Below are 26,367 nucleotides of genomic sequence, written 5' to 3'. Positions count from 1 at the left end.
TGTCACTGTCTATTGGTTAGAAACTAGTTATGATCTACATTATTGAGTCAAGAATAAGCGGGCATGCAACCGATTCTTGGCGTACTTTGTTCGGCGCAGCTGTTGTTACGGCCGTTGACGATTACGTGGTTACCTTGGGGAGATAAGCATGGAGCGGGTCTATACATCGAAGATTGACACATGGTTTGTACTGGTCTTGGTCGCTATTGTCAGTGTCTTTTTCATTGTCTTTGTTTCGGTGCTGATGACCGGACAAATTCGTGCAATTATGCTAGCCATACCTGCGCTCATTGTTGGCGCTGGCTTTCCCTTGTGGTTGATGAAAAGCACCAACTACACTTTAAACGACACCAATCTCATTGTGCGATGCGGGCCGTTCAAATGGCAAGTGCCCGTTAATCAGATTCAGAGTGTCACGCCGACGTCAAATCCATTGTCGAGTCCAGCGTTGTCGCTGGATCGACTGCAGATTAATTATGGGCGCTGGGGCACTATTATGATCTCACCAAAGGATAAAGAAGCCTTTATCCAAGACTTGGAGGCACGGTGCGGAAAATCACTGACGATTACAGAAGAGTCGCGTTAAGTATATTGTCACGGCTAAATGGCCAGCCTCACGAATTTCTTCAGGTTGTCGACACTAGAAGTGTACTAAGCCAGAAAAAAGCCAGTAATAAGCCAGTAATAAGCCAGTAAGGAGCTTCCCATGACAACTACCAAAGAGCACGACGCACGAATGGCGAATATGACGTTCTCCTCGGTCTATCCGCATTATGTGACGAAAATCGAGCGCAAGGGACGCACTGTGGACGAGCTGCATCAAGTCATTACATGGCTGACGGGCTTCGAAGGGACGGAATTGCAGTATTACATTGAGACTCCGGTCACCTTTGAGCAATTCTTTGCACAAGCAACGCTGAATCCAAATGCCCATCTGATTACCGGTTTGATGTGTGGCTACCGGATTGAAGAAATCGAAACGCCTTTAACCAAACAAGTCAGATACCTAGACAAATTAGTTGACGAGCTCGCTAAGGGACGCAAGATGGATAAAATCTTAAGATCATCCAGTCGCACGTGAAGCGAGGCGCACAGTGTCACAGGAACATAAACGCGGGCGACTTACGAGTAGAGAATATGGGTACCTTATCGCCTATTTAGACTTGTTTCCGAGATACTCCGGTGTGAATCTGATTCCACCTCAGTCATGAGCATTCACTAGTCAGAAGAACTATTTATAAGGAACATAAAAATGAACGAAAACAGTCGGCAAAATGGAGTTTCGACAACAACGACGAAAAGACGTCCATTCGCATTGAAGTTGGTCGCAGCGATTTTTTTAGTTTTTGGACTTTTCGGTTTAGTTGACAAAGGTCAGCAATTTGTTGCGACAGGTGTTTTGACAATAGACTTCAACCTATTTATTGAGTTAATTCTGATTCCTGTTGGCCTTGGCATTCTGTTTTTTCAGCGTATTTTGTATTTTTTGGCAAAAGTAATCCTTGTGCTGTTTGTGTTTTTTAATGTGGTGCTCATGGTCAACGCTGTGACTGATTCGGGGGCTGATTTTGTTGTTTTCTACCAAACGAAAGCCGTCACTTTACTCATCTTAGGGAGTGCTTTGATGGTGAAGGTTTGGATGTTTATCGTGCTGAGTAGATATCGTGAGCTATACTTCGGTTAAGTTCCTAACTCGTTTTCACAAGCCAAAAGCTAATTAAGGCGTCAGCACGCCACTCGGAATTAACTGGGGCTCTCCAAATGGAAGCGGTTTTCGTTGTGGGGTTTCTGCCGTCGCACGATCAAGTGTGTCGAAATGCTTGGGTTCGCTCAAGCGGATGTTATTCGCATAACGGTAAGGCACCCACTGTTCTTCTTGCATCAGTGGGATGACATGGCTCCAGAACATTGGGGCAATTTCATTCATTACCGATGACTCTGCGTTCATCAGTACTACGAGGCCTATTTCATAGTCGGGTGAATAAGCAATCTCGGCGCGGAAGCCTTGCACCCATCCACCGTGATAGACCAGCTCGTGTTCAAGGAATTCATAGACTCGCCAACCTAAACCATAGTGTGCATCATTCAGAAACGGTCGCCAGCTACGACGGCGGAGGTCACGCGTGGTGCGAATGCGCTTTTCCCGTGAGGCTAAAATAGCTTCGGTTGGCAGCACGTCTGGGGCATAACCCATTTGCGCGATAAGCCACTGCGCTAAGTCGGTGGCACTCGCATTGACGCCGGCAGCTGCGGCATAGCGGTAATAGTGAGGACCCACTTCGCGTGAGAACCAACCATTGCGGCCGCGAATGTGCGGGGCTGCTTTATTTGTACTCGCGAGATAGGCGTCGAGTCCAAACGAGGCATGTTGCATATTAAGTGGTGCAAATAAGTTCTCTTCAACCAGTTGGGTGTAGGATTTGCCGGTGCGCTCTTCAACCACGTCTTCGATGAGGCTAAATAGAACGTTCTGGTAGCCATAACACGCGCCTGGCGTACACATTGGGTTAATGCGTTTGAAGTGGGGCAGAATCTGCTGTCGCTCCATGTTCGCTTCTATCAGGTTGTCGTAGGCATTCGGGATAACTCCAGTGCTCTGGGCGACAAGGTGCTCAACGCGAAGCGAGCGGTTGAACTCTGGGTTTTTGAAGCTTAAGTCCGGTACATAATTGAGTACGGGCGCCTGCAAATCAACAATGCCTTGTTGCGCGAGCAACGAAGTTAATGTGCCGGCGAAGGTTTTCGAAACGGAAGCGATACGGAAAACGGTATTGCCGTCGACAGGCTCCGAGCTACCTGCTGCGCGAACGCCAAATGGTTGTACTTCGACGATGCGGTCGCGATGAACGATGGCGTATATTCCGCCAGGTACGTTGTCCGCGGCTAATAAGTGTTGAAAGCGCTCTTGAAACTGCGGAAACAATGACACGTCTTGCTGCTGACGCTCGAGCAAGGAGCGGATGACTGTATGTGTGTCTGATTTTTGTGCGGTACTCGCCGATTGCGCTGACGCTGCAATCGCAAAGCTACATAAAGCAGCGGTCGCGCTGATCAGAATTTGGCTAAACGTCATTTTGCTCATGAATCATGTCTTCGTTTATTGTTATCCGCGCAGTATAGCCTGCAATGCATCAATGTGTCGCTTTCTTTACTGTAACATGACTGGTTATTTTTCCGCCAGCACTTGGTCAATCAGCTTGATAAAGCTCAGTGACGTTTCTGCGGTAATCCGGAAAAAATCAACGTCAGCACGGTCTGACGTATCGCGTGGTGAGTGATAGTCAGGATGATCCGCTACACCGAAGTAGATAAACGGAATGCCGACTTCATGGAACGCGCCATGGTCTGAGCTTAATGTCCAGTCATCGGTGCGACCTGCGCGCCACCACGGCCGGTCATGAGCCATGACAATGCGTGCGCCACTCTCGCGCTGTACCCGTTGTACGAGTCCGCGTAACCAAGGGTGATGATAAGTGCCAACCGCAAAGAGCAACGCATCGGTGTCTCGGCTCAGCATGTCCATGTTGACGTTAAAGGCGATGTCGTCTGGATTCAAATGCCCGGTGCGGAAGAGCGCACGGGCGCCGAGTAAACCATGTTCTTCGCTGTCGACAGCGGCAAATAATAAGGTGTGCGTCGGTTGGTTTTCGCTGAAGTAGCGAGCGATTTCGAGCAACGCGGCGGTGCCTGATGCGTTGTCATCAGAACCGTAAAAAATACGGTCACCACGCACACCGAGGTGGTCGTAATGAGCCGTGATGACAATCTTCGGTAGCTCAGGGTTGCTACCAATAATGGTGCCGAGCACGTTGGCGGCGTCTTCCACGCCGGGGTGGTCAAAGGCGTGCAGGTAGCCGTCGCTGCCCGCTGGAATTAACCCAAGTTCAGCGAAGCGGTCGACAATGTATTGGCGGGCGGCTAAGCCACCTTCGGTACCGGGAAAGCGACCGGCACGATCTTCATGGGCTAACCAATGGAGGTCGGTCATCATGCGGTCGATACTCAAGCGCTCAGGCGTTTGTGCGGCACCTTGGTCGGGCGTAATAGCAGCAATCCGCTCGGCTTCGATTTGCGTCGCAACATGGAGGTAAATCGGTTTGCCGGGCCACCAGGCAAGAATCAGAATAAGAATGAGCAGGCCAAGCGGCCAAAAACGTTTTACGTGCTGTTTTGTCATCAGGCCCATGATGGCTCCATTAAAGTGAGGTCGCTGCAGGCGATTAAAATTTTTGCTTCCGCATTCTAGCGGAATCTTTCTTGTTCTGTCGAGTTTCAGCCGAGCAGCATCGCTGACACCGCCAATTGCAGCTGCAAAATGACTGATTTTCACATACTATAAGTGCGTCTCCATACTCTCGATGAATAGGTCATTATGAATCAACCGCAAAAGCCACTTACGTCGTCACCCGCAGAGCAGCATGATAAAGAGCCAAGCTTGATGGTGAATATTCTATTTAATATTGTGTTGCCGGTGATCATTCTGATGCAGCTGAGTAGCCCAGAGCGACTTGGCCCTGCAACTGCGCTCGTGGTCGCGCTCGCCTTTCCACTCGGTTTCGGTACTTGGGAGTTATGGAAGCGTCGAAAAATCAACGGTTTTTCAATTCTCGGCCTAATCAGTGTGTTACTCACCGGTGGTATTGGTTTGCTTGAGTTAGATCCGAAATACATCGCCATTAAAGAAGCGGCCGTGCCGGGCATTATTGGCCTTGCCGTGTGGTTTAGCCGTTACACACGCTTTCCGATTGTCGAGAAAATGCTGCTGAACCCGAAGATGATTGATGCCAATAAACTCAATGCCGCATTGCAAGCGCGCAACAACGTGGCTGCGTTTCGGCGAGTGGTGAATAATGCCGGCAATGGTGTGGCTGGCGCATTTTTCCTTTCTGCCGTGTTGAATTTCGTGCTCGCGCGAAAAATTGTGGTCAGCCCCGCTGGGAGTGAAGCGTTTAATAGTGAAATTGCGCAAATGACGGCGTTGAGTTTTCCGGTTATTGTGCTTCCCACCATGTTGGTGCTTTTCGGTGCGATTTTCTATTTATTCGCTAGAATAAGTGCATTAGCGGGCGAGTCTGTCGAAGCCTTTCTCGTCGATCAAAAGAAGTAAGGAGTTACCGCTAAATTGGTTACTGTTGACAGTAATGAAGCGTTTAGCCTGCGGATCGTGCGTGACTTGGGTGACTATCCCGAGCATGAGCTTGATTTGTGTTTGTTTATTCCAGGCGAACTAAGTCTGACGCCGGAACTTATTTCCGAGCGCGCTTTTTATCATCAAGCGTTTCATGTCAACCGTACGTATCACAGCCAAGTGCAACTCGAGCCCTTGGTGCGCAGTCGTCTGGTCCAGCGCATTGCAAAACAGCAAGATCGGCCGACTTCGGAATATCGTTTGAGCCTGAGTTTGTACGCGTTTCAGTATGTGACAGCGATGGAACAGGAAGTCGGACGTATTTTGCGTGAGCGCCCTGAGAACATGCGTGAGGCATTAGCGGAACTGCTCGATTTAAGCGCCACCATTATTCGTCGACTGCGTCGTGGCTCGCCCAAAGACGATGCCATGCGCCGCTACTACACCAATATTGATAATTATTTGTCGTGGTTTTCCGAGCAACAGTTCCTTCGTTTGGCGGCTGAGCTCGAATTTGCGGCGGACGAACAGGATATTCGCGAAGTGTTGTTACGCGTTGCCCGACGCGAAGCGAAGTATCGCGTTGAACACGAATATAACTCGGAGCGAGTTAACGCAGACAGCACGCGGATGTCGAACAAAATGCGTTTGTTAAGGCGTTTAATTGAGTTTCCGGTGACTTTGCGCCGGGTTGGTCAAGAACTCGGTAACATCGAGGAACGCTTTGTTAAAGCGGGTGTGGCAGCGGTTGTCATGACCGCGGTGTCGTTTGCTGTGTTGCGCGCCCGTGACACCCTCGGCGATATTACGGCGGTATTCATTGGTGCGGTGGCGCTGTTGTATGCGGTGCGGGAAGTATTCAAAGACGATATTCGCCAAAAGCTCTGGCTCTGGCTGCGCAAAGGCCGACCGAAATGGCGGCACCAGTATATAGATCCGAACAACGAGAGTATGGTGGGTAAATCGCTCGAATGGATTGACTTTAAGCAGTTCGCGGACTTGCCCGATACCATTCAGAAAGCTCGCAAGGCGAATACGCCGCAGCGCGGGGAAACGATTCTCCATTACCGCAGTTGGTCGAAAATGCTGACGTCGCGATTTTTGAGTGGCTATGCAACCACGCGTGAAACCGTCATTCTTGACTTGGAAGTGCTTTCGCCTTTGTTAGAACAGAGCACCTATCCGATTTATCGCCAAGACGGTAATGAAGTGGTGAAAGATATTGTCGAGAAGCGTTCGGTGTTGAATTTGGTCATTCGCGAACGTTGGAGTGATCGGGAAGATATTCAGCGCTGGAAAGTTGTTCTTAACCGCAATGGTATCGTTGAAACAGAGGCAATTGACTAGTGGCTGAATTACAGAGAAATGCCCGCAAACGGGAGATCTTTGGCTGGGCGATGTACGACATCGCCAATCAAGCCTACACCACGATTGTTATTTCGTTTGTTTACTCGGCATTTTTTGTCGCTTACATCGTGCCGGCCGATAGTGTTTGGCGTGATGCCTATTGGTCGATTGCGATTATTGGCTCGACTTTGCTGGCTATGGTGCTATCGCCCATTGTCGGCTATTGGATCGATCAAGGCGTTTCGAAAAAACGCCTCCTTGCCTGGAGCACGGCGGTTTGCGCGAGCTTCACCTGTACCCTCTACTGGGTCGGACCCGGCGATATTTGGTGGGGCATCGCGATTATTCTGATTACGAATACTGCGTGGATGCTCGGTGAAGCAATCATGTCAGCGTTCTTGCCGCAGCTGGCGACTCGCAAAAATATGGGACTCGTCTCCGGACTCGGGTGGGGGCTGGGCTACATCGGTGGCTTCGTCAGTATGGTGATGGTCAGCTTGATGATCATTCGCGCCGATCCCGATACCGCCACGGAGCAATACATTAGCCAGCATCAGTGGGCGATGATTGCCATTTCAATTTACTTTGTCATTGTCGCGATTCCGACATTTGTTTTGGTTCGTGAGCGTTTACCGACGCCAAAACCTAAGTTAGTTAAGGAGTCTGGTAGTTGGAGGCAGTGGCTACGTACCCTCAATCTTGCCGAACAACAGAAACTACAGCCGTTATTGTTTAAGTTTTTCTGGGCGTTTTTGTTTTACATGGCAGGCGTCCAAGTGGTGGTTAAATTCATCGGTATCTACAGTACTGGCGAACTTGGTTTAAGTCAGCAAGATCTGGTGGCGGTGTTTTTAGCGACGCAGTTTAGTGCATTGTTCGGCGCGATTGCCTTCGGTGTGATTGAACGTTATATCGGTGCGCGCAAAGTTTTGTTTGTGGTCATCGCCTTGTGGATTATTGCGATTAGCGGCATGTACGGTATTCATGGTCTGGCTGCTGCGATCAATTGGTCAGTGCGCGATGTGTTTTTAATTATCGCGTTACTGGCGGGTACGGGGATTGGTTCGATACAGGCTTCGTCGCGCTCGTTAGTGGCACTGTTAGCAGGCCCAAGGCGCGACGGCAGTGCCTTTGGCTTGTGGGGCATGTTCAATCGTTTAGCTATGCTGTTGGCGGCCACCTTCGGCATTGTTGCTGATTTATTCTCGCGCCAAAACGCCTTACTGTTAGTGATTAGCTTCTTTGTGATTGGTGCAGTGTTGCTTGCCCGAGTCCATGGACTTTCCCAAGCCAGCCGTCAAGCGCGTGAAACCGAGGTGCCCTAAACACTAGCTTTTTTCAGTGCTTCTTTGCTACTTTCATGAACAGATAATGAAAATAACAGCGGGAGCACATACATGCTTGGTCATCTGGGTTTACTAGCGGGACTGGTTTTACTGATTGTTTTGGCGCTGCGCGGCGTCAATATCCTACTGGCCGTCCTTTTCTCGATTTTGGTTATTGGTTTAACCAATGGGATGGCACTGCAAGAAGTCTTTTTGCAGCATTTCCCCTTCGGCGCGTCCGGCGCGTTTAGTTTTGCCGGCAACTTCCTTTTGCTGTTTTTGTGTGGCGCACTGTTCGGTCGCATTATGGCCGCAAGTCATGCGGCGCAAGGGGTGGCTATGGCCATTACCCGTTGGCTCGGAGCACCGCGAGCCTTGCTCATTGCCATGCTAGTTTGCGCTTTACTCACCTATGGTGGCGTCGTTGTGTTTGTCGTCATTTTTACCATGTATCCAATTGGCGTCACGTTAATGAAAGAAGCCAATATCCCGCGTCGCCTCTATGCCGCAGCGATTGCGCTGGGTGCCGGCACCTTTACCATGACCGCATTGCCGGGCACACCCTCGATTCACAACGTTATTGCTGCCAACTCGCTTGGTACGGATCTTTTTGCCGGTGGCTGGTACGGGGTTCTTGCGGGGATTTTAATGGCCGGGTTCGGTATGTGGTACCTCGAGAAGCAATGGCGCACCGCCATTAGCAACGGCGAAGGCTATCAAGCTACGCCCAAAGACGAGCAAATGGCTGCATTAGCACCGCAAGGTGACGCGCGATTGCCCGGCCTAGCGCGCTCAATTGCACCGATACTTGCCGTCCTCTTCTTGATTGTCTTGCCGCGTCTTTTAATGCTCTCCGGCGTTAGTGCCGACTGGATTAGTTTTGCCTTAACACAGCCGATTCTTTGGGCCAGCTTTGCCTTATTAAGTGGCTCTGCCTTGTGTTATGTGCTGTTTCCTCCAGTGCGAGCAAACTTTGTCAAAACCGCAGGGCAAGGTGCCGACGATGCCTTATTGCCGTTGATTAACACCGCTGCGGTGATTGGTTTCGGTGGTGTCGTCATTCAAACCCCGGGCTTTCATGCCTTTGCAGCGTGGTTACTGGGCTTGCAGCTGCCGGATTTGTTGTCGGTGTTCATTTCCGCAAACCTGATTTCTGGGATTACCGCGTCGGCGTCCGGTGGCCTGCAGATCTTTATGTCGAGCTTAGCGCCGGCGTACTTGGAAAGTGGTGTGTCGCCAGAGCTGCTGCACCGGATTGCAAATCTCGCTGCCGGTGGCCTTGATTCCTTGCCGCATTCAGGCGCGGTCATCGCTTTGTTTACTTTGATGGGCTTAAGCCACAAAGAAGCCTATCGCGACATATTTGTTGTCACAGTATTAGTGCCCATGTTGGCGGCGTTGATCGTGGTTGGGCTGGCGATGGCACTGCATTGATTGGCTAGTACAAGTTGGCTAGCACATGAAAAATGACCGATACATCGCAAGAGAAGCGAGCTTAATCGCGAACCGGTGGACATTAGCCGCGAAGCTCGCTACAAACGAAAGAGCATCACAACAGAGGAAGATTCATGTTTACCTTAAAGAAGATCATCCCTGCTCTCGGCTTAGCCGCGTCACTTATTGTGACTGGCACGGCCGTAGCATCTGAGAAATGGTCCGTTAGCGAACCTCAGGGCGAGTTTAAAACCGTACAAATCCAGGCTACTGAAGGCACTTGGATGAGTGTCAACATTAGTCCCGATGGTCAGTACATCATCTTCGACATGCTTGGTGACATTTACCGCATGCCGGCCGGTGGTGGTCAGGCCGAATTACTGCGTGGCGGGATTGCTTGGCACATGCAGCCGACCTATAGCCCCGACGGTCAGTATATCGCTTATACCTCGGACGAAGGTGGAGGTGACAACATTTGGGTGATGAAAGCGGACGGTAGTGAAGCATGGCAAGTGACCAACGAGAACTTCCGTTTGCTGAATAGTCCAGCTTGGAGCCCCGACGGTGAGTTTTTAGTTGCACGTAAGCACTTCACCGCGCGCCGTTCACTCGGTGCTGGTGAAATCTGGATGTATCACAAGTCTGGTGGTCAAGGCGTGATGTTAACCGCACGGCCAAATGATCAAAAAGATCTCGGCGAACCAGCATTCTCGCCAGACGGCAAATATGTGTATTACTCGCAAGACGATACGCCCGGTCAAACCTTTCATTACAACAAAGACTCAGTGGCTGGCATTTACTCGATTAAGCGCTATGAACTGGCAACCGGCGAAATTGAGACCATTATTTCTGGTGCTGGCGGCGCGATTCGGCCAACACCGTCACCAGATGGTAAATATTTAGCCTTTGTTAGCCGTGACGATTTCCAAAGTAAATTGTATTTGTATGACTTAGAAACCGGTGAGCGCCGCGAAGTCTATGGCAACTTAAGCCGCGACATGCAGGAAACGTGGGCGATTCATGGCGTGTATCCACACATGAATTGGACTGACGACTCTAACCACATCGTGTTCTATGCCGACGGTGGTGTGCATAAACTCGACGTGAACTCCGGTCAGGTGGCGAATATTAGCTTCGAAGTACAAACCGAGAAGCAAGTGCAACAAGCTGTGCGCTTCCGTCAGCATATTGAAGCGGACGAGTTTGATGTGCGGATGCTCCGTCATACGGCTATTTCGCCAGACGCGAACCGCGCAATATACGAAGCTTTGGGTTATCTCTATGTGCGCGACTTAAATGGTGGTAGTGCTGAGCGGCTAACCAGTCAAAACGAGCGCTTTGAACAGTTCCCAGCGTTCTCGCGTGACGGCCGGTACTTGGTTTACACCACTTGGCATGATCAAGAGCAAGGTCAGATTATCTTGCGTGACCTGCGCAATAATCGTGAGCGCGTGTTGCCAACCGGTCCAGGTAAGTTTGTTGAGCCAGTTTTCGCACCGGACGGTCAGTCGATTGTTTACCGCAAAGTTAGCGGTGGCTACTTAACCGACCCGAAACACGGTTTAGGCAGCGGTTTGTATCATTTAGCGTTAGACGCTGAAGAGCCTCGTCGTTTCTCGCGTGCAGGTTCGAACCCGCAGTTCGGCGCGCAGAATGACCGAGTTTACGTCAACGGTTTCGGCGCAGGTGGTCCAGAATTACGCAGTATCGATATCGCCACGGGTGAGAGTCGTACGTTGTATCGTTCGGGCCACGCAACTGAATATAAAGTGTCACCAGATGGCAAATACTTAGCGTTTGCCGAGCGTTTCCGCGTCTATGTGACGCCGTTTGTGGAACGTGGTCAGCCTATTTCGATTGGTCCAAGCGACCGTCAGTTCCCAGTGCAACAGATTTCTAAGCGGGCTGGCGATAATATCAACTGGACAGCGGACAGCAGCAGCTTGTTCTGGACCTTAGGCCCAGAGCTTTATACTGCGAATTTGAATGGTATGTTCTCGATTCAAGGGAATGAAGACAAGCAGCTGGTTGCCGACGGTATGAACATCGGTTTCTCGCAACCAGTGCATGTGCCGGATCAAACCATTGCGTTCGTTGGTGCGAAAGTCGTGACGATGAACGGTGATGAAGTTATCGAAAACGGCGCGGTTGTCGTGACGGGTAATAAGATTACCGCCGTCGGCGCACGTGATAGCGTCGACATTCCGCGCGGAGCGGAAGTGATTGATGTGTCAGGCAAGACCATTATTCCAGGTCTGATAGATACCCACGCTCACGGTGCGCAAGGTGAAAACCAGATTATTCCTCAGCAAAACTGGATGCTATACGCCGGTTTGACCTTTGGGGTGACGACGATTCATGACCCGTCGAACAATACGTCGCAGATTTTTGCTGCCAGTGAGAAGCAAAAAGCGGGCGTGATTGTCGGTCCTCGGATCTTCTCAACGGGAACCATTTTGTACGGTGCGAATAGCCCAGGTGCAACTGCGCATGTGGACAGCTTGGATGATGCTTTATTCCACTTAGAGCGGATGAAGAAAGTTGGTGCTTTCTCGGTGAAGAGCTATAACCAGCCACGTCGTGACCAGCGTCAACAAATCATTCAAGCCGCACGCGAACTGGAAATGATGGTGATGCCAGAAGGTGGTTCATTGCACCAGCATAACCTCAGCATGATCGCTGATGGTCATACTGTGATTGAGCATGCGATTCCACTGGAAGTGATGCACGACGATGTCTTGCAGTTCTGGCAGCAAACTGAAACCGGTTACACACCGACGCTCGGTGTTGCTTATGGTGGTATCTGGGGTGAGAACTACTGGTATGCACATACGGATGTATTTAATCATCCACGGTTAAGCAAGTACGTGCCTGAACGCGTCTTGCGTCCTCGCTCTATGCGTCGTGAAATTGCTCCGTCGCATCACTATAACCACATCAATGTCGCTGCAGGTGCTAAGCAGTTGCAAGATCGCGGTGTCTTGGTGACGGCGGGTGCGCATGGTCAGCGTGAAGGTCTTGCCCAGCATTGGGAGATTTGGATGATGGAGCAGGGCGGTATGACTGCCCACCAAGCACTGCGCACCGCGACCTATGATGCGGCGAAGACACTGGGTATGGAACATGCGATTGGCTCGATTCAACCGGGTAAACTTGCTGACCTAGCCATCATTGACGGCGACGTCTTACGCGATTTGCGTAGCAGTGATCGCGTGACCCATACCATGGTCAACGGTCGCTTGTTTGACGCTGAGTCGATGAATGAACTTGGTCGTCATGCTCGCGAACGCAAACCGTTCTATTTTGAGTAAGGACTAACTTACAGAACCAAAAGCACTCTTCGGAGTGCTTTTTTTATAGGTCTTCAGCGACTTCAGCGACCAGTTGACGGAACCATTTGTGGCCCTCGTCATGTTGCAACAGCGGACTCCAGATCATTTGTAGGTCAATCGGCGGAATTGCAAAGGGCGGCTCACGTAAAACCATCTCTGGATGATTTTCATAAAGTTTCGCTGCTCGGGTTGGCAATGTAGCGATTAACCCTTCCAAGGTTAAATGCATTGCGACATGGTAGTTCCGCGTAAACACACGAATGCGACGCTGTTTACCGATTTTAGCTAAGGCCTCGTCGACCCAACCGAGTTTCTGTACCGCGTCTGGGGTCATACCGATACCGACACCAAAACCCGTTTTACTCACCCAGCAATGCTGGGCGTCGAGGTAATTCTTAAGGTTATAGTTCGCGAGGATCGGATGGTCTTTTTGTACCAAGCAGGTAAAGTCGTCGCGCCACAGCAGCTTCTGATGAAACGACTGCGGTAAATCGTCAAAACGGTTGATGGCGATATCAACTTTGCCGTTTTCAACATCATGAAAACTGACATCACTTGGGGTCATTAAGTCGATGGTGACGTGCGGTGCGTGCTCGCGCAACGCTTTTAATAAAGGCGACATCAAGGTCGATGCAGCATAGTCAGAGATCATAATGCGGAACACACGATCGCTCGTTTCTGCGGTAAACGTGCGGGTCGGCTGAATCACTTCCTCGACCGCATACAAAATTTTCTGCACTTGCGATTGCATCGCCAACGCCCGCTCTGTGGCAACCATACCGTCACTGGTGCGCACTAAAATCGGGTCATTTAAAATCGCTCGCAATCGCTTCAAACCGTTGCTCATTGCCGGCTGCGTAATATTTAACTGTTCGGCTGCGCGGGTCACGTTCTGCTCCCGCAACAGTGCATCGAGATAAACCAGCAGGTTGAGATCAAGATTGCGAAAATGGTTCATAAAGGGTTTGCTCTATTGGCTAGATATAAATAGGATGAATGGAATTATAAAGCACAGTGATAGAACTGCAATCAACAACAGGATTTGGAGCAAGAAGGATGGCCGAATGTCGGCGGATAGCCCGGGTGATTTTGCACGGATTTCATCGCCACTATCAACGCTTTAGTGCGATTACGGCGGAAGCGAAATTTCACTTTGCGCAGCGCGAGTGGCGGGCACTGCAACGAGCAGCGCGCGAACGTATCTCTTTCTATGACTTACGCGTCAAAGAAACCATTGCCTTGTTGCGCAAAGACGGCATTGCCGAACAACCGGACGAGGTTTTGTGGCAGGATGTGCGGACCTTTTATGAAGAACTATTGCAGTTTCACCCTCAGGCGGAGCTCGCCGAAACCTTCTTTAATTCAGTATTTTGTAAGCTCTTTCATCGGCGTTACTTCCACAATCAGTTCATTTTTGTCGAGTCAACATTAGCCAGACGCATTCCCCTACCCATAGAAAGTGAATACCGTTCATATTTCCCCGTGGCGGAAGGGGTGCAAGATACACTTCGACGTTTAATTACTGAGTTTGATTTTAAAGCGCCGTTTGCTGACCTAGAAAGCAGCGTAGCGCAACTCATGCGTTCGTTTCAACGGCAAGCGAAAGTCCGTGCACTCAGTGCGCACCAATTGCGTGTCGATGTGCTCGAGAACCCGTTCTATCGAAATAAAGCGGCTTACGTGGTCGGTCGGATTGTCACCGAGTCGCAGAGTTATCCCTTTATTGTACCGGTTCTGGTCAATAGCGACGGCGAATTGTATGTCGATGCATTGATTACCGACGTCAATCAAATGACCATCATATTCAGCTTCTCGCGTGCCTATTTTATGGTCGAGTGCCGTGCTCCGAGCGCGCTGGTACGCTTTCTGAAAGGCATCATGCCACGCAAAACGCTTGCTGAATTATACTCGTCGATTGGCTTGCACAAACAAGGCAAGACCGAGTTCTATCGCGAGTTACTTCATCACTTTAGTGACGCCGATGAACAGCTGGTGGCTGCTCCGGGAATTCGTGGTTTGGTTATGATGGTATTCACCATGCCGTCGTTCCCTTATGTTTTCAAAGTTATTCGCGACGAATTTGGGGAAAGCAAGCCGTTTGGCCGCGACACGGTGCTGGCGCGATACCAGTTAGTTAAACGCCATGATCGGGTCGGCCGGATGGCCGACACCATTGAATACTCCAATGTTGCGTTACCGTTAAACCGTATTTCAGAGGATTTACTGGCCGAATTAAAAACATCGATTGCCGGCTCACTCGAATTTGAAGATGATTTGGTGATTATTCGCCATCTATACATCGAAAAACGCATGACACCGCTGAATATTTATCTGGAATATGCGAACGAAGAGGAAACTCGAGCGATTATTGCCGACTATGGTAAAGCGATTAAAGAAATGATGGCGGCGAATATTTTTCCCGGCGATATGCTGTTAAAAAACTTTGGTGTGACGCGAACGCGTCGCGTGGTTTTTTATGATTATGACGAGGTGCAGTATTTGCATGAGATGAATTTTCGTAGTTTGCCAAAAGCACAGTCGTATGACGACAGCTTAATGGACGGTAATTCACTGTCAGTGGCTCCAAATGATGTGTTCCCGGAGCAGTTGCCGACTTATGTTTTCCCGCAAAAGCGGCTGCGAGAGCTATTTCTTGAACTGCATCCGGAGCTTGCCCAAGCTGAGTTTTGGCAAGCTCAGCAGGAGCGAATCGCCGCCGGTATTCTACCGGATATTTTCCCGTATCCGCAGGACATCCGTTTTCTACATGTTAAATATGATGAAAAAAGCCCGCTGCCGGACTAACCGACAGCGGGAAAATGAGGAAGCGTAAGGGCAGTTTATGCTGCCGGTGATTTATTAAATTGCTCTTCTTCCGTTGAGCCGCGTAGTGCAGTGACCGAAGACTGACCGCCCTGAATCACATTCGTGACGTCGTCAAAGTAGCCGGTTCCTACTTCTTGTTGGTGTGCTACAAAGGTATAGCCGCGGTCAGCCGAGGCGAACTCTTCTTCTTGCAGTTTGACATAAGCAGACATGTCGTTCCGCGCGTAGTCATAAGCCAAGTTAAACATGTGGTACCACATGTTGTGCACGCCAGCTAAAGTAATGAACTGGAACTTATAACCCATGGCAGCAAGCTCACGCTGGAACTTCGCGATGGTGGCGTCATCGAGGTTACGTTTCCAGTTGAACGACGGCGAGCAGTTATAAGCCAGCAGTTTACCTGGATATTTTGCATGAATCGCTTCGGCAAATTTACGCGCTTCATCGAGGTCAGGTTTTGCAGTTTCGCACCAGACGAGGTCGGCATACGGTGCGTAGGCAAGGCCGCGAGAAATTGCTTGATCAATACCTGCGTTCACTCGGTAGAAGCCTTCCGCCGTACGTTCACCGGTTAAGAATGGCGTATCGTTGGGATCGACGTCATTGGTTAACAGATCAGCCGCATTCGCATCAGTACGCGCAACAATCAGAGTCTCCGTGCCAGCGACGTCTGCAGCGAGGCGCGCTGCGATTAACTTCTGCACGGCTTCTTGGGTGGGAACTAAAACTTTTCCGCCCATATGCCCACACTTCTTCACTGAGGCAAGCTGATCTTCAAAGTGAACGCCAGCAGCACCCGCTTTGATCATACCCAGCATCAGCTCGTAGGCATTCAGTACACCACCAAAACCTGCTTCAGCGTCCGCCACTATCGGCGCAAAGTAGTCGATATAGCCTTCGTCGTCAGGACCAATCCCTTTTGACCACTGGATTTGGTCAGCGCGAGCAAATGAATTATTGATTCGCTCAATGACTTTTGGCACTGAGTCCACCGGATACAGTGATTGGTCTGGGTACATGCTAGCTGCTGAGTTATTGTCTGCAGCCACCTGCCAACCAGACAAGTAGATGGCCTGCAAACCGGCTTTGACTTGTTGTACGGCTTGACCACCAGTCAGTGCGCCAAGTGCGTTGACATAGTTCTTACCAAACTTCTCTTGCGCCGCACCGTTGACGAGGCGCCATAGTTTTTCAGCACCTTTTTCGGCATGGGTATAAGTGATTTTGCGTGAACCGCGCAAGCGGATCACATCTTCGGCGCTGTAGGTGCGCTGCACACCTTGCCAACGCGGACTGTTGTCCCATTGCTCTTGAAGTTCTTGGACTGCTTTTTGAAAATGAGTTGGAGTAGCCATGCGTCGATTCCTTGTCGTGTTGTCGATTTTAATTAGAGATAGTCATAACCAGGTAGCGTGAGGAACTCGGTCAACTCGTCCGCTGTGGTAATTTTTTCGAGTAAATCCTGAGCGGTCGCGAAGTTTTCTTGCTGCCAGCGTTGTTCACCGACTTCGTCTTTCACCACGCTCGCTTCTTCCCTCAACATGGTACGGAACAGGTCTTTACTGACCGTGCGGCCGTCGCTTAGGGTTTTGCCATGTTGAATCCACTGCCAAATTGAAGTACGGCTAATTTCAGCCGTAGCCGCGTCTTCCATCAATCCATAAATCGGTACACAGCCCTTTCCGGATAACCAAGCGGCAACGTATTGCAATGCAACGCGGATATTGGTGCGCATGCCTGCTTCGGTGCGCTCACCTGCGCTTGGTTCGAGTAATTCGGCAGCGGTGATGTCCGCGTCTTGTTCGCGCAAGACATGCAATTGGTTGGGGTAATCACCAATGTGTTTGGCAACTACTTCGCGCACGGTACTCGCCAATCCTGGGTGGGCGATCCAGGTGCCATCGTGGCCATTACTGAATTCAAGCTCTTTGTCGGCGCGTACTTTTGCCAAAATCTGTTCATTTTCTTGTGCATCTTTACTTGGGATTAGAGCCGCCATACCACCCATCGCCAAGGCACCGCGCTGGTGACAGGTTTTAATTAGTAAGCGCGAGTAGGCACTTAAAAATGGCTGATTCATGGTGACGACTTGGCGGTCAGGTAAGACGCGGTCAGCGTGCGCTCGGAGGGTTTTGATATAGCTGAAAATATAATCCCAACGGCCACAATTGAGGCCAACAATATGGTGACGCAGGCTGTGCAGGATTTCGTGCATTTGAAAAACAGCAGGTAACGTTTCAATCAGCACCGTGCAGCGAATCGTACCGCGTGGTTGTTGGGCGTAATCCTCTAACTCACTAAACAGATCACTCCACCACTGTGCTTCACTGTGATGCTGCAGTTTAGGAACGTAGAAATAGACGCCGCTGCCATGAGCGGTGCGAACTTGGTAATTGTGGAGAAAATAGAGAACTGCATCGACCAGACCACCGGGAACGGGTTTCCCGTCCACTAACAGATGCTTTTCTGGTAAGTGCAGGCCGCGGACGCGAGCGATGAGCAGTGCAGAGTTTTCTTTTAAGGCGTAGTGCTTGCCACTGTTCGGGTCGGTGTAGTCGATGTTGCCGAGATTCGCGTCGCGCAAGTTGATTTGCCCTTGCATAAGTCCGTCCCAAGTTGGCGACTGCGCGTCCTCGAAGTCGGCCATGAATACGTCAACGTCGGCATTGAGGGCGTTAATGATCATCTTGCGGTCAACTGGACCAGTGATTTCTAAATGACGTTTTTGCAAATCAGCCGGGATATCGGCGACTTTCCAATCACCCTCACGGATGGATTGCGAGGCAGAATCAAAATCTGGAAGTTGCCCTTGGTCATATCGGGCTTGTGCTTCTTCACGCGCAGCTAACAGTTGCTCGAGGCGAGGGCGATACTTACGGGTCAAATCGACCAAGAGGGCTTTGGCTTCGTCACTGTATAACGTGGCAAATTCTGAGCTAAGCGTTTCGGTAAAGGTTAAGACTTGTGCTGAAGTGCTCATAGGATGACCTAATTTGTTAGTTCGTTGTTAAGCGTTGAGGTCAGTATGTGCCCGTAACTACTATTCATCCAATTTATGGTTTTAATGATAGCCATTCACAAAACTTATGCATGTGCGTCATAAATTCGGTGAATAGTGGTCAACTAGTTGTCTATTGAGGGATGAAAAAAGCCCTCGGAGCAGGGCTCTCGAGGGCTTGAATGGTGCTTAAAATTTAACCTTAAACGTGGCCAAATACTTGAAATGAGGCGCTGTTCAACCAAAGGTGCGCAAGAATACTTGCCAGATAACCAAGGAAAATTACCGGCGCCCACTTTAAATGCGACATGAAGGTGTAGTAACCACGCGCTTGACCCATGAGCGCGACACCTGCGGCTGAACCCACAGACAACAAGCTACCGCCGGTGCCTGCGGTTAAGGTGATCAAGAGCCAGTGGCCATGTGACATTTCCGGTTGCATGGTCAACACCGCAAACATCACGGGTATGTTATCGATCACAGCTGACGCCATGCCAAGCACAATGTTTGCGTAGGTCGGGTTCCACTGGGTAAAGAGGAAGTCTGACATCAGTGCGAGATAACCGAGGAAACCAAGACCACCCACGCACATAACTACACCGTAGAAGAACAATAGCGTGTCCCATTCAGCGCGAGAGACCCGGCTGAAGACGTCAAATGGAACCACGCTTCCGAGTCGCTTTAAGCGCTCTTGGTCGCCTGCACGTTCCGCCATCGCCCGCTTCCGCGCGAGCGATCCAGGCAAGGTCATGCGCAGGAAATAGCCGAAGAATTGCAAATAGCCAAGTCCCATCATCATGCCTAATACCGGCGGCAGGTGTAGCAAGGTATGACAGGCCACGGCCGTCGCGATGGTAAGTAAGAACAAGGTCATGATACGGAATGCACCGCGCTTGAGCTCAACGTCTTCGTTTACAGCACTTGGCTTACGGTTCTCAATGAAGAAGCTCATGATCACCGTGGGTACTAAGAAATTGATTGCCGATGGAATAAACAACACCAAGAACTCTTGGGCGCTGACCATGCCGGCTTGCCAAACCATTAGTGTGGTAATATCGCCGAACGGACTAAATGCACCGCCGGCGTTCGCTGCGACGACGATGTTGACACAGCAGATTCCAATAAAGCGTTTATCACCTTCGGCGACCTTCATCACCACGGCGCACATTAGGAGCGCAGTTGTTAAGTTATCGGCAATCGGTGAAATAAAGAAAGAAAGGATACCGGTAATCCAGAACAAGCTGCGATAACTGAAACCGCGGCGGATCATCCATGCGCGTAACGCATCAAATAGCCGTCGCTCTTCCAAGGCATTGATGTACGTCATGGCGACGAGCAAAAATAGCATGAGTTCAGCAAATTCGAGCAGGGTATGGCGAAACGCAGTTTCCGCAGCCTCTTGCATGCCTTGTTGCGTGTAAACGGCACCAATCAGTATCCAAATGATACCAGCGGCAACGAGAACCGGTTTGGACTTGCGCATATGTAATTTCTCTTCGCCCATGACTAAAATGTAAGCGATGATAAAAATTCCAACGGCAAGATAACCAATACCAGAGCGGGTGAGATCAAGTTCAGGCGCAGCAGCAAACGCCATCGGGCTAAATAAAAGTCCGAGGGTGAGGGTAAGCAATCCTATTGCGAGTTTCATTTTCTTAAACCTAGCGAGTTTCCAGCGCGGGGCAAACGCACTGGTAGTGCGAACAGAAGTGGCCTGCCTTCTCCGGGTTCTTCCAATCATGCAGAAGCGGGGGCGGAAAGGCGGCGCAAGATTAGCATAAATAAATAATATTGCGAGTACTTACTTTGAAAAAACAGCAGCAATTTTGGGGTAACTGCGACTAAAGTCTAGTTGCTGAAAAAAAGCCAATAAAAAAGCCCGTCCAATTGGACGAGCTTCTCTTTAATGGTGCCCAGAGGCGGAATCGAACCACCGACACGGGGATTTTCAATCCCCTGCTCTACCGACTGAGCTATCTGGGCAAATACGGTTAACGCGATGCGTTGTGGGTGCAATTAAACGTTTTCTTCGGATTGAAGTCAACCGCTTTTTGCGCTTTCAGGTTTAACTGCTCAGGAAATGCCCATTTTTCCGAGTTTCCTGAGCAGTGTGTTCGCTTCGCTATTCCCTTAAGACTTCTTGTCGTAACGCAAATAGGTGCTTCCAGCCAAACAGCGCTCATAAAAATCAGTCCAACGTACGCCTTCACGTGGCGCCAAATTTCCTTTGCGAATTTGTTTATCGATGGCTTTTTTTACCATTTTGGCCATGTAGTCGGTGTTGTATTGCATGGTTTCCAACACTTTCTCGGCAGAATGGCCCGGAACGATTTCTTCGATGTAGAATGCGCCCGGCTCATCGTCATGGCTAAAAATGTGCACTTCCGTTAAGCGACCAAACAGATTGTGCATGTCGCCCATTACGTCTTGATAAGCACCCGTTAAGAACATGCCGATTGGATAGCTTTCACCACGTTTCAGGCGATGCATCGGGATATTGTCGCTAATCGAGTTATTTTCGATGTATTTGCCAATCTTGCCGTCGCTGTCACAGGTAATATCGGCAATTGAAACACGTACTTCCGGCTGTTCATGCAATCGTGTCAGCGGCACGATAGGAAGTAACTGGCCAATCGCCCACGTGTCTGCCGCCGATTGGAAAATCGACATATTGGCGAGATATTGGCTGGCGAGGGTGTCTTCGAGCTCTTCAAGCTCCTGAATCTGACGAGTTTCTTCATCAAGTTTCTGATGAACTTCAGTCAACACCAACCAATACATGGTGTCGATTTTCGCCATTTCACGAATACTCAGGATCCCGAGCTTGAACGCTTCATAGGCACTTTGTTTGTAGGCTGCTGCGTCGTTATAGCGCTCTTGCGGGTGCAAGTCATTGGCGCCAACCAGTTCGCGCATGTTACTCACTAACACGTGCTCACCGTCTTCGGCAGTGATGTCGAAGTTAGTCGCGCCGGGGTTGATTTCGCCGACCACATTGGTGACCACTAAGCTATGGTGAGCGGTGATAGCCCGGCCACTTTCACTGACAAGGTTCGGGTGGGCGACTTTTTCTAAGTCACAGATTTGCTTCACGCCGTAGACCACGTCAGCAACGTATTCGTCAGTTGAATAGTTGCGCGATGAATCAGTTGTCGTACTGCTGCCGTCGTAATCGATACCGAGACCACCACCGATATCCAAATACTCGAGTGGCATGCCCATTTGCACCATTTTGGCGTACAAACGCGCACCTTCGGTAATCGCTTCTTTGACTTTGCGAATATCAGAAATCTGGCTGCCAATATGGAAGTGCAGAAGTTTGGCACAATGGAGCATATCGTGTTGTTGCAGATACTCCATAGCGTTAACGATTTCGGCGATGCTCAAGCCAAACTTGGCGCGATCGCCACTGGAGCTTGACCATTTGCCGGTGCTACGCACCATCATTTTCGAGCGCAAGCCGATCATCGGATCAACTTTGTATTTTTTCGCGAGACGCACCAGCATTTCTAATTCAGAAAACTTCTCCACCACGACGATCATCTTACGACCAAGATGACGGCCTAATAGAGCCATGGTCAAATAGTCTTCGTCTTTGTAGCCATTCAGAATGGTTAACGCTTCTGGATTCTCGTTGTAGGCCATTACGGCCATAAGCTCAGGCTTCGAGCCAGCCTCTAGGCCATAATTGTAGGGTTCGCCAGCGTCCATGATCTCTTCGACCACTTCCCGCATTTGGTTTACTTTGATCGGATAAACTCCGACATATTCGCCTTCGTAGCCTGCGGTCTCAATGGTGTCACGGAAGGTTTCATTGAGGATCTCGACCTGTGAACGGAGGATATCGTGGAAGCGAATAACCGCGGGAAACTGAATGCCTTCGGCTTCCATTTCTGCCAACACTTCAGCCATATCAATGTAGACATCGGGTTTGCGATGATTCGGTGAAATTTGAATATTGCCGTGCTCGCCAATACTAAAGTAACCCGCACCCCAGCGCTTTACGCCATATAAATCTTCGGCATCGTCGATCGTCCAAGCTTGCTTGCTATCACTCATTTACGGCTGTCCTCCAACACTAACATCAATTCACGGACGATTTTGGCCGCAAATACATCGGAATTCCCGGTAGGGTCGATTTGTGGCGATAACTCGACCACGTCACAACCAACGAGATTACGATCGCGCAATAATTTGGTGAGACTCACAAATGAATGGAAGTCTTCACCGCCTGGCTCCGGGGTTCCGGTTCCCGGTAAAAATGACGGGTCAAAGTAGTCAAGATCGAGGGTCAGATAAATCGGTCGATCGGCTGGTATTGCTGCAATCGAGTCGAGAAAATCTTTGCGCGATGTCCGCACCGTCTTATGTTCCCGCATGTACTGGTACTCTTCGCGAGTGCCAGAACGAATGCCATATTGAATCAATTCATGGCCTGGTCCGAAATGGTCCAGAGCACGACGAATAATGGACGCATGCGAGTAATGATAGCCAGTGAAGCCGTCCCGTAAGTCCGCATGCGCATCAAGATGAACGAGAACAAGATCTGGGTATTGCTCGAGATATTTAACAATCGGTGCATACGAAATTGAATGCTCGCCGCCGAGCGTCATCACTTTGACACCTTCAGCAGCCAGATCAATAGCACCAAAAATCTTGGCAAAGTCGTCACTGGCATGACGCCATTGTGACTCTACATCGGTGCTTTCACCAAGTTGTAGGTTCCCAAGGTCGAAGAATTCAAAGTCCTCGAGGTCTAAATCGAGATAGGGTGAGTAGGATTCGATATCTTCCGAAACTGCGCGCAAGCCGTCAGGCCCATAGCGAGTTCCTTTGCGAAAGCAGGCGGTGCCGTCGAAACCAAAGCCAATCACATAACTGTGATTGCTGGTAATCGCGGTTGCTAATTCAGCACCGAAGTAAGCACGAACCGGCTCGTCTAAATGGACCGGAATAGGAAACGTATTAGCCAATTCCAAATACCCTCTAACGTTAAAATTTGCCAACGACCTTGATGGTCAAAAAAAGGCCGACATTATGCGGTTTATTCGTCGCCTTTTGAAGCGATATTTACACCCTGTAAGCCAAGTTGTAGTTGTACTAACCTTGGGTCGAGTGGCTTGTCTCGTTCAAATGTCAGATGCAACGGGACGGTGACCACATGTTCCTGTTCTAGGCCTATCATAATAGCAGTTTCGCCGCTTAAAATCGCATCAACAGCTGCGGCACCGAGTTGCATGGCTAAGATACGGTCTTGCGCGTTCGGACGACCACCGCGTTGAATATGCCCGAGTGGGCAGGGGTGACAGGTAACCCCAGTGGCTTTACTTAAATTCTTGCTCAGTTCATGAACGCCACCCGGCCAAAGGTTTTCTGAGAGAATCACCACGTAGCTGCTGTCGGGGAAAGCCGCGCGGGCTTGCAAAATACCATCGGCTAACTCGGCAAGCTTCGGCTGTGGTTCAAGTTCCGGCAGAATCATAGCTTCAGCCGCTGCCGCAATGGCAGCATGTAAACCGATGAATCCGGCATGTCGCCCCATCACTTCGATAATAAAAACTCGTGCCATCGCTTCGGCGGTTTCGCGGACTTTGTCGATTGCGTCCATCGCCGTGTCGACCGCGGTGGCAAAGCCAATGGTCACATCAGTGCCGGCTAAATCGTTATCAATGGTGCCGGGAACACCAATGACTTGGCCGTCCCAATATTGGTTCAGATGGTGTGCACCGCGAAATGAACCGTCACCGCCAATGACGATGAGACCAACAATGCCGTGACTGTCTAAAACAGCTGCAGCTTTTTGGGCGACTTCGACTTCACGAAACTCTGGGTAACGCGAACTCTTCAAAAAAGTACCGCCGCGTTGGCTTACTAAGCGCATGTCGTCTGGGTGCAAAGGCACATTTAAGTCTTCTACGATGCCACGAAAGCCATGTCGAAAGCCGATCACCTCAAGGTCATGTTGCCAAGCTGTATTCACAATAGCGCGCATACATGCATTCATGCCGGGGGCGTCGCCACCGCTGGTGATTACTGCGATTTTCTTCATGGAGCCTTCCTTATAACTTGCAATACTTCTACATCGGTCGTTACAGTATGAATCGCATTTGGCCGATGAAATTGTTAGAACCAACCATTTTTACAGATTTTCATGGCTATTGACTAGTAAAAACCGTGAATTCAAAGCGATTGAGGCAAGATTTTTCAACTGAGGTGGTTGTTGTGCAATTAAACCAAAATGAAACGCAAGCCGTGCGGGTTCGCCATGCTGACTTATTGAATTTTGCCAGTACCAGTTTGCGGCAGGCCGGTGCAGCGGACGATATCGCCGATGGTATGGCAAAAAGTCTCGTATATGGCGATTTATTCGGCTTTCGTACCCATGGCCTCCGGCGTCTTCCCTATAATATTAAACAGATACAACAGGGGAAAGCGCGCGGCGACGGCGCGGTGAATATCGTCCAAGATCGCCTAGCGACTGCACATTGGGACGCCAACGGCCTGTCCGGTTTGTACGTGGTACCGTTGGCGGTCGAGCAGGCGGTGCAAAAGGCGAAGCAGTGTGGCACGGCAACGCTCGTGGTGAAACGCTGTGACCATGTGGCAAGTCTGGCGGCTTACTTGCACCTCGCGACCTCGCAGGGGATGGTCATTTCGATGATGGCGAGCACGCCTGCGCAAGCCAGTGTAGCGCCTTTTGGCGCGAAGAGCCGGGTGTTCTCGCCGAATCCGTTTGGCTTCGCAGTGCCGTATCGGCAGCAAAGCATCATGTTTGATTTGAGTTTTTCGGTGACCGCTGCGGGTAAGGTTCGGCAAGCCTATGACCGGCATGAGAAGCTGCCGTGGCCTGCGATTGTTAGCCACAGTGGCGAAGTCACCAATGACCCGCGTGAATACATCGATCACGGTGGTGCATTATTACCACTCGGTGGCGCGGATCTTGGTTTTAAAGGCTATGGCTTGTGTTTAATGAGTGAGCTCTTGACCATGGGACTGTCGGGCTATGGGCGCGAGCAGGGTGGGGCGGACGGTGAGTTTAACTCAGTGTATATCCAAGTCACTGACCCCTTGGCGTTTACCTCAGAACAGACGTTTCAAAACGTCGTCGCTGACTTGGCGCGACGTTGCCAAGACGCGACACCCGTTGACTCAAAACAGCCTCCACGATTACCGGGTGACCGCGCTTGGCATGATTACCACGAGCAAATGCAGCACGGTGTGCTTCTCGATGAGTTAACGTGGCCACGGTTGGTGCATGTGGCCAAAAAGTTAGGGGTTGAATTGCCGTTATTTGCAGCCGTTTAAGGCTGCAAGCGCGTCAAGATCCAGCTCTGCTCGTCGTTGCGCTGATAGCGGAAGCGATCATGCAAACGAGCGCGGCGCCCTTGCCAAAACTCAAACTGGGTTGGTTTGACTAAAAAGCCGCCCCAATGTGGCGGTAATGGCAGCGGATCTTGGTCGCTAAATTGCGCTTCTATTCTGCGATACTGCTCATCAAGAGCTTCGCGGCTGTCAATTGGTTCACTCTGACTCGAGGCCCATGCTGCAATCTGGCTTGCGCGCGGCCGCGATTGAAAATAACGGCGATTTTGCGCTTCAGTTAACCGTTGCGCTTGCCCTTGGATATGAATTTGGCGCTCTTGCGGGAGCCAAGCAAAATGCAAACTACAGTGCGGATTGTGCGCAAGCTGACGGCCTTTTTGACTGTTGTAATTGGTGTAGAAAACAAAACCTTGTTGGTCGAAATGCTTAAGCAATACAATCCGCTGTAACGGCTGGTTGTCGGCACAGGTTGCAACCACCATCGCGGTTGGGTCGGTACCGAGACCGTCGTTAAGTGTCTCGTTAAACCAGTTTTCGAACTGTTGAAAAGGGGAGTCGACTAAATCGTGACGTTCGAGCGTGCGACTTTCGTAGTCGCGACGAATTTGTTCCAAACTCATGTTGCATACACCTTAACAAGTGAGTAGTCACACG

Annotated in this window: 20 protein-coding genes and 1 tRNA gene; 10 read left to right on the top strand and 11 right to left on the bottom strand. The window is 50.3% G+C overall.

What is annotated here, in order from left to right; genetic code table 11:
* Nucleotides 1-148: 148 nt before the first annotated feature.
* From LAT77_RS08260 to LAT77_RS08250, 3 genes are all read left to right on the top strand, one after another.
* Entirely contained in the window at nt 149-586 is a 438-nt protein-coding gene (locus LAT77_RS08260; RefSeq protein ID WP_290564087.1) for a PH domain-containing protein, read from the top strand.
* A 120-nt stretch (nt 587-706) separates the two neighbouring features.
* Complete coding sequence (locus LAT77_RS08255) at nt 707-1,081, top strand: DUF2200 domain-containing protein (RefSeq protein WP_290564086.1); 375 nt, start codon at nt 707-709, stop codon at nt 1,079-1,081.
* Between the two features lie 171 nt (nt 1,082-1,252).
* Complete coding sequence (locus tag LAT77_RS08250; protein ID WP_290564085.1) at nt 1,253-1,684, top strand: hypothetical protein; 432 nt, start codon at nt 1,253-1,255, stop codon at nt 1,682-1,684.
* Between the two features lie 33 nt (nt 1,685-1,717).
* Here LAT77_RS08250 and LAT77_RS08245 read toward each other — a convergent pair whose 3' ends face one another.
* Both LAT77_RS08245 and LAT77_RS08240 read right to left on the bottom strand, forming a co-directional pair.
* Nucleotides 1,718-3,082: a serine hydrolase gene (locus LAT77_RS08245; protein ID WP_290564084.1), complete on the bottom strand. Its 1,365-nt coding sequence runs from the start codon at nt 3,080-3,082 to the stop codon at nt 1,718-1,720.
* An 84-nt stretch (nt 3,083-3,166) separates the two neighbouring features.
* Complete coding sequence (locus LAT77_RS08240; RefSeq protein ID WP_290564083.1) at nt 3,167-4,186, bottom strand: M28 family peptidase; 1,020 nt, start codon at nt 4,184-4,186, stop codon at nt 3,167-3,169.
* Nucleotides 4,187-4,372: 186 nt separating this feature from the next.
* On the opposite strand from LAT77_RS08240, the gene LAT77_RS08235 reads away from it, so the two are divergent.
* From LAT77_RS08235 to LAT77_RS08215, 5 genes are all read left to right on the top strand, one after another.
* The gene (locus LAT77_RS08235; RefSeq protein ID WP_290564082.1) at nt 4,373-5,107 is read left to right on the top strand and encodes a VC0807 family protein; all 735 of its coding nucleotides are present in this window, start codon (nt 4,373-4,375) and stop codon (nt 5,105-5,107) included.
* A 15-nt stretch (nt 5,108-5,122) separates the two neighbouring features.
* Entirely contained in the window at nt 5,123-6,475 is a 1,353-nt protein-coding gene (locus LAT77_RS08230) for a hypothetical protein (protein WP_290564081.1), read from the top strand.
* On the top strand, nt 6,475-7,800 hold the full coding sequence (locus tag LAT77_RS08225) for an MFS transporter (protein WP_290564080.1): 1,326 nt from the start codon (nt 6,475-6,477) through the stop codon (nt 7,798-7,800). The genes LAT77_RS08230 and LAT77_RS08225 overlap by 1 nt, the downstream gene beginning before the upstream one ends.
* Before the next feature lie 72 nt (nt 7,801-7,872).
* Nucleotides 7,873-9,234: a GntP family permease gene (locus tag LAT77_RS08220; RefSeq protein ID WP_290564079.1), complete on the top strand. Its 1,362-nt coding sequence runs from the start codon at nt 7,873-7,875 to the stop codon at nt 9,232-9,234.
* A 134-nt stretch (nt 9,235-9,368) separates the two neighbouring features.
* Complete coding sequence (locus LAT77_RS08215) at nt 9,369-12,545, top strand: amidohydrolase family protein (RefSeq protein WP_290564078.1); 3,177 nt, start codon at nt 9,369-9,371, stop codon at nt 12,543-12,545.
* 43 nt (nt 12,546-12,588) lie between these two features.
* Here the strand turns inward: LAT77_RS08215 and LAT77_RS08210 are convergent, their stop codons facing one another.
* The gene (locus tag LAT77_RS08210) at nt 12,589-13,524 is read right to left on the bottom strand and encodes a LysR family transcriptional regulator (protein ID WP_290564077.1); all 936 of its coding nucleotides are present in this window, start codon (nt 13,522-13,524) and stop codon (nt 12,589-12,591) included.
* A gap of 98 nt (nt 13,525-13,622) precedes the next feature.
* Here LAT77_RS08210 and aceK point away from each other — a divergent pair, with 98 nt between their 5' ends.
* On the top strand, nt 13,623-15,371 hold the full coding sequence (gene aceK, locus LAT77_RS08205; RefSeq protein WP_290564076.1) for a bifunctional isocitrate dehydrogenase kinase/phosphatase: 1,749 nt from the start codon (nt 13,623-13,625) through the stop codon (nt 15,369-15,371).
* Nucleotides 15,372-15,406: 35 nt separating this feature from the next.
* On the opposite strand, the gene aceA is transcribed toward aceK, so the two are convergent.
* The 7 genes from aceA to LAT77_RS08170 form a co-directional block, all read right to left on the bottom strand.
* Entirely contained in the window at nt 15,407-16,747 is a 1,341-nt protein-coding gene (gene aceA, locus LAT77_RS08200; protein WP_290564075.1) for an isocitrate lyase, read from the bottom strand.
* Between the two features lie 32 nt (nt 16,748-16,779).
* A complete protein-coding gene (gene aceB / locus LAT77_RS08195) occupies nt 16,780-18,372 on the bottom strand; it encodes a malate synthase A (RefSeq protein WP_290564074.1) in 1,593 nt (530 codons plus the stop codon).
* Nucleotides 18,373-18,592: 220 nt separating this feature from the next.
* Nucleotides 18,593-20,041, bottom strand: a complete 1,449-nt coding sequence (nhaD, locus tag LAT77_RS08190; RefSeq protein ID WP_290564073.1) for a sodium:proton antiporter NhaD — start codon at nt 20,039-20,041, stop codon at nt 18,593-18,595.
* Nucleotides 20,042-20,297: 256 nt separating this feature from the next.
* A tRNA-Phe gene (locus LAT77_RS08185) sits at nt 20,298-20,373 on the bottom strand.
* Between the two features lie 147 nt (nt 20,374-20,520).
* Complete coding sequence (speA, locus tag LAT77_RS08180; RefSeq protein WP_290564072.1) at nt 20,521-22,449, bottom strand: biosynthetic arginine decarboxylase; 1,929 nt, start codon at nt 22,447-22,449, stop codon at nt 20,521-20,523.
* Nucleotides 22,446-23,363: an agmatinase gene (gene speB, locus LAT77_RS08175; protein WP_290564071.1), complete on the bottom strand. Its 918-nt coding sequence runs from the start codon at nt 23,361-23,363 to the stop codon at nt 22,446-22,448. Before speB ends, speA begins: the two co-directional genes overlap by 4 nt.
* A gap of 71 nt (nt 23,364-23,434) precedes the next feature.
* Nucleotides 23,435-24,439: an ATP-dependent 6-phosphofructokinase gene (locus tag LAT77_RS08170; protein WP_290564070.1), complete on the bottom strand. Its 1,005-nt coding sequence runs from the start codon at nt 24,437-24,439 to the stop codon at nt 23,435-23,437.
* Between the two features lie 173 nt (nt 24,440-24,612).
* Between LAT77_RS08170 and LAT77_RS08165 the strand changes: the two genes are divergently transcribed.
* Nucleotides 24,613-25,695 carry an Ldh family oxidoreductase gene (locus LAT77_RS08165; RefSeq protein WP_290564069.1) on the top strand — a complete coding sequence of 361 codons (1,083 nt, stop codon included), beginning with the start codon at nt 24,613-24,615 and terminating at the stop codon, nt 25,693-25,695.
* Here LAT77_RS08165 and pdxH read toward each other — a convergent pair.
* Entirely contained in the window at nt 25,692-26,333 is a 642-nt protein-coding gene (gene pdxH, locus LAT77_RS08160) for a pyridoxamine 5'-phosphate oxidase (RefSeq protein ID WP_290564068.1), read from the bottom strand. The genes LAT77_RS08165 and pdxH overlap by 4 nt on opposite strands.
* Nucleotides 26,334-26,367 lie beyond the last annotated feature (34 nt).

The sequence above is a fragment of the Aliidiomarina sp. genome, assembly GCF_022565475.1.
Classification (GTDB): Bacteria; Pseudomonadota; Gammaproteobacteria; order Enterobacterales; family Alteromonadaceae; genus Aliidiomarina.
Note: the sequence above shows the minus strand (reverse complement) of the source record. Positions and strands in the feature narration are given on the sequence as shown.